Genomic DNA, 3,779 nt, shown 5'->3' with positions numbered 1-3,779 from the left:
CCGGAACCGTTCGGTGGGATATCGCATTGGTAAAGGAGAAAAGCTTGATGATGTTATCAAAAGCATGAATATGGTGGCAGAAGGTGTCAAAACTACCAAATCGGTATATGATTGGGCCACAAAGAACAAGGTGGAAATGCCGATCACAAAGGCAGTTTATGGTGTCTTATTTGATAATGTTGACCCCAGAGATGCGTTGTATCATTTAATGACCCGCGATCCTAAAAATGAAATTGTAATGTAAATCGGGTTTCGGGTTTCGTGTTGCAGGTTACAAGAGAATAACCTGCAACACGAAACGCGTAACTCGCAACCCTTATTACGATGGAAGACGAGTTTGAATTCTACATGCAGTATTCTGATACGGTAAAAGTATCTAAGCTGACAAGGTCTGATCTTAAGAATCTAATTCAAACCGGGGAAAGCAGTTTTCTCGAATTTAAGCACAGCGTGGCTTCCCCGGAAAAAATCGCACGCGAAATGGCCGCTTTTGCAAACACTAAGGGCGGAACCCTGCTGATAGGCGTGGAGGATAACGGGGAGATCATTGGGGTGGAAAGTTATTATGAAGAGGAATTTTGGCTAAATCAAGCTGCACAAGAAGTATGTATCCCACCGACCTCAATTACCATCGAATTAGTGAATACCGGCGAGAGGGATGTACTTATGGTGAAAGTTCCTGAAGCGCAGACAAAACCCATCTATGTTAAGGGAAAGAAATACCGGCAAGTATATGTGCGAGTTGATGATGAAAGCGTGGTAGCCAGTGATGAGTACATTGAAGTGCTTAAGCAAAATTCTTCGGATGAGGGTGTGACTTTTGAGTACGGTGAAAAGGAACAGCAGCTTTTCCGATTTTTGAATGAATATGGTGATATCACCGTTAAAAGGTTCTCGCTGCTGATAAGCGTAACGACCTATCGGGCGGCTAAAATTTTGGTGAATTTGGTAAGTGCCGGCGTACTTGACCTGTTTGAAAAAGATGGCGTAACGCATTACACATTTTCCCATAAAACTTCGTAATTTTGACTCGTTCTAAATAAAGGGAGCGATAAGCAATATGAGTGTTCAAGAAGAAAATTTAGATGATGTCATATCCTCACTGATCGATGTGGACGAAGAAGTAGATTCTTCCACGCCACAACCGATCACGGAAGACGACTACCAAAAAAATGAGCTGACCGGCGAGCCTGTAACTCTTACCGAACGGGCGGCTAAACAGATTGAGAAGATCAAAAATGAAGAGAGCCTTGATGAGAATTTATACCTGCGCGTGGCTGTGGATGGTGGTGGTTGCTCAGGCCTGAGCTACAAACTTGGTCTAGATCATCGCACTGATGAAGACAAGATATTTGAAAGTCATGGGATGGAGATTATCGTAGCGCCCAAGCACCTAATGTATCTGGAGGGAATGCAGATCGATTATCCCGATGGACTGGATGCGCGTGGTTTTACTTTCGATAATCCCAATGCCGTTGAGAATTGTGGCTGTGGGACTTCTTTCGCGATCTGATCACTAAATACAATAGGATCCCCGTCTTCACGGGGATGACGGTGTGTTGGCACGGAGAGAAACTTCTCTGTAAATTAAGTTTATAACCTACTATAGATCATTCCTGCGAAGGCGGGAATCTCATTCTCAACTTTTGAAAATAATCGCTGAGCTTCTTAAAAATCAGTACGGAACAATGAGATCATCAGTCAAGACGGAGAAATGCTTTTTGTCGAGAGAGGCTACCGGTACTTTCAGGTAGTTGGCAGTTGCGGCGATAAGTGCATCCGGAATTTCTATTCCATGACTCTTTAAATATTTCCGTCTTAGTAAACCGGCATTTTTCGCGATTACTTCTGTTACATCAACCAATTCAACAAAAGTTAGAAACTCTCTTACCTCTCTCATTTCATTTTTACTTTTAACTCCTGCAAATAATTCAGAAACTACAACTACAGAAGTAGTGATAGGTTTATGAGCTTCGATGAATCTATTTGCCTCCTCACGGCCTTTCAAAAAGTCAATAATGATATTTGTATCAACTATCATCTGAATCTAAACCTAATCTTTTCATACGTCTTCCCCAGCCTTCCCTCATTTCACGTACATCAGGAATATCTTTTTTATCCTTCCAAATGCCGGCAAAATCCATGATGGATTTTTTCTTGGGCTTTGCTTTTTCCTTGACCACATACTCATCAATCGCCTCCCGAATGATGTTACTTTGGGTGGTACCTCGTTCATCGGAAAGCTTTTCGATGGCTTTCTTTTCTTCTTCGGTTAGGTAGATCTGCGTGCGTATCATGGTTCTCTCCATTAAATATGATGTATATAATATACATCGTTTAAGTATGTTGCTCAAATTGAGTAACTATTTAGGGAATAGAAACAAGGTATAGGGAACCCGGGAGTTAATTATTGTCGGGAGAAGAGGTCATGCCCAACTGCTCTTTAACTCTTTTGACACCTTCAGCAGCTTTCAATTTCCAGTCTTCCGTCACACAACGGCGAACCATTAAAACGGAGCAAGGAGCACGATCAGCTATGATATCGGGTATGGTTCCAAACAGCACGTTTCGGATGCCCCATTCGTGGGAAGCACCAATGATCAGCAGATCATCCTGATTTTCCTCAAGCTCTTCTAAAATTCCACCTGTAACATCAGTAGATTTCTTCACAATTATAGACAACCTTTCGAAGTCTCCGGCCAAAGGTCTTATGCGTTTTCGCAGTTCTTCTTCTTCATCTTTGAGGTTTATGCCCGGTTTAACCAAGCGAAGGATTCTTAAATTCGCTCCCACGGCCTGTGCAATACGAAGCCCGATTTCCATACCTAATCGTGCATGCAACCCACCGCCCCAGGGAACTACCACAGAGTTGATCTCATCCAGCTCACGATCTTTTAATACGGATAGATCTGCTTTTAAATTCTTAATGACCTTTTGTACAGATGTGTTATAGATTCGGCCTAAGCTAAATCCGCCTTGCCAGCCCATCACCAACATATCGGCTTGTCGATCTTCGGTTTCTGAGATCAATCCTTTGAAAATATCATGAAAAGCTGCCGTTGCCGACTCAAAAGTAGTAGATGCAAGTGTTTTAGCACCTTTTTTATTAACGGTTTCTTGTTGCGATTTTTTACTGATCTCTTCAATACTCTCACGAACAGGTTCTTGTTCTTCCAGCATTCGATTTACGGTAGAGACAGGAGTTTGAAAAGGAACTTTTAGCATATTTAAGCCGGTAACATGTCCGCCTTCTTCTTTGCCTGTGGCAATGAGTTGAGACACAGTAAGCAAGGCTTTTTCATGTTTTGGATTCGCTAAAGCGGTCACCACTTTGCGACCTTCATTCACATTCAAAGCACGGATAGCAGGAGTCCATTCCGAAACCGAGCTCTTTCCAATTTTCTTTGAGCTCCGGCAGTGCCCGCGGTAAATTCTTTGAAGGGTTTTTGATCTCTTCGGCAACAGCAGCAATTTTAACAAATCCAAGAAAGGAAACAAAGACTAAGGCTGTAGTGGCGGAGATGGAGTCAAAACCAAAAGGCATGAAGGGGTCATACTTAGCTGCATCAATATGAAATACGCCCATTACACTAAAAGTGCCTAATATGGCAAACAGAATCAGAACAATAACTATCTGGGTACGACCCGATTCTTTAGCCCCAATTACATTTAAAATGGTTAATAGTATTCCGCCAATTACAGCACCCCAGAATGCGGTTAAGGGTAAAAATTGAGATAAATATTCCCCCAGTCCATTTAAGTAAAAGGCTATGGCAAAA

The 3,779-nt window shown here is 42.3% G+C and carries 7 protein-coding genes; 3 read left to right on the top strand and 4 right to left on the bottom strand.

Annotated elements, in window-relative coordinates; translation table 11 throughout:
• The 3 genes from VFM80_RS04405 to VFM80_RS04395 form a co-directional block, all read left to right on the top strand.
• The coding region (locus tag VFM80_RS04405; RefSeq protein WP_395069943.1) for an NAD(P)H-dependent glycerol-3-phosphate dehydrogenase at positions 1-244 on the top strand (244 nt) is incomplete at its 5' end.
• 80 nt (positions 245-324) lie between these two features.
• On the top strand, positions 325-1,023 hold the full coding sequence (locus VFM80_RS04400; RefSeq protein WP_395069941.1) for a helix-turn-helix domain-containing protein: 699 nt from the start codon (positions 325-327) through the stop codon (positions 1,021-1,023).
• A 37-nt stretch (positions 1,024-1,060) separates the two neighbouring features.
• Positions 1,061-1,513, top strand: coding sequence for a HesB/IscA family protein (locus VFM80_RS04395; RefSeq protein WP_395069939.1), 453 nt, complete (start codon positions 1,061-1,063; stop codon positions 1,511-1,513).
• A gap of 162 nt (positions 1,514-1,675) precedes the next feature.
• Here the strand turns inward: VFM80_RS04395 and VFM80_RS04390 are convergent, their stop codons facing one another.
• The 4 genes from VFM80_RS04390 to VFM80_RS04375 all read right to left on the bottom strand — a co-directional run.
• A complete protein-coding gene (locus tag VFM80_RS04390; protein WP_395069937.1) occupies positions 1,676-2,041 on the bottom strand; it encodes a type II toxin-antitoxin system VapC family toxin in 366 nt (121 codons plus the stop codon).
• On the bottom strand, positions 2,031-2,297 hold the full coding sequence (locus tag VFM80_RS04385) for a CopG family transcriptional regulator (protein WP_395069935.1): 267 nt from the start codon (positions 2,295-2,297) through the stop codon (positions 2,031-2,033). Before VFM80_RS04385 ends, VFM80_RS04390 begins: the two co-directional genes overlap by 11 nt.
• A gap of 106 nt (positions 2,298-2,403) precedes the next feature.
• Positions 2,404-3,348, bottom strand: a complete 945-nt coding sequence (locus VFM80_RS04380; RefSeq protein WP_395069933.1) for a universal stress protein — start codon at positions 3,346-3,348, stop codon at positions 2,404-2,406.
• Positions 3,341-3,779 (bottom strand): APC family permease (locus VFM80_RS04375; protein ID WP_395069931.1); only part of this gene is annotated, 439 nt, incomplete at its 5' end. The genes VFM80_RS04375 and VFM80_RS04380, both read right to left, overlap by 8 nt.

The sequence above is a fragment of the Gracilimonas sp. genome (assembly GCF_035704785.1).
Taxonomy (GTDB): Bacteria; Bacteroidota; Rhodothermia; order Balneolales; family Balneolaceae; genus Gracilimonas.
Note: the sequence above shows the minus strand (reverse complement) of the source record. Positions and strands in the feature narration are given on the sequence as shown.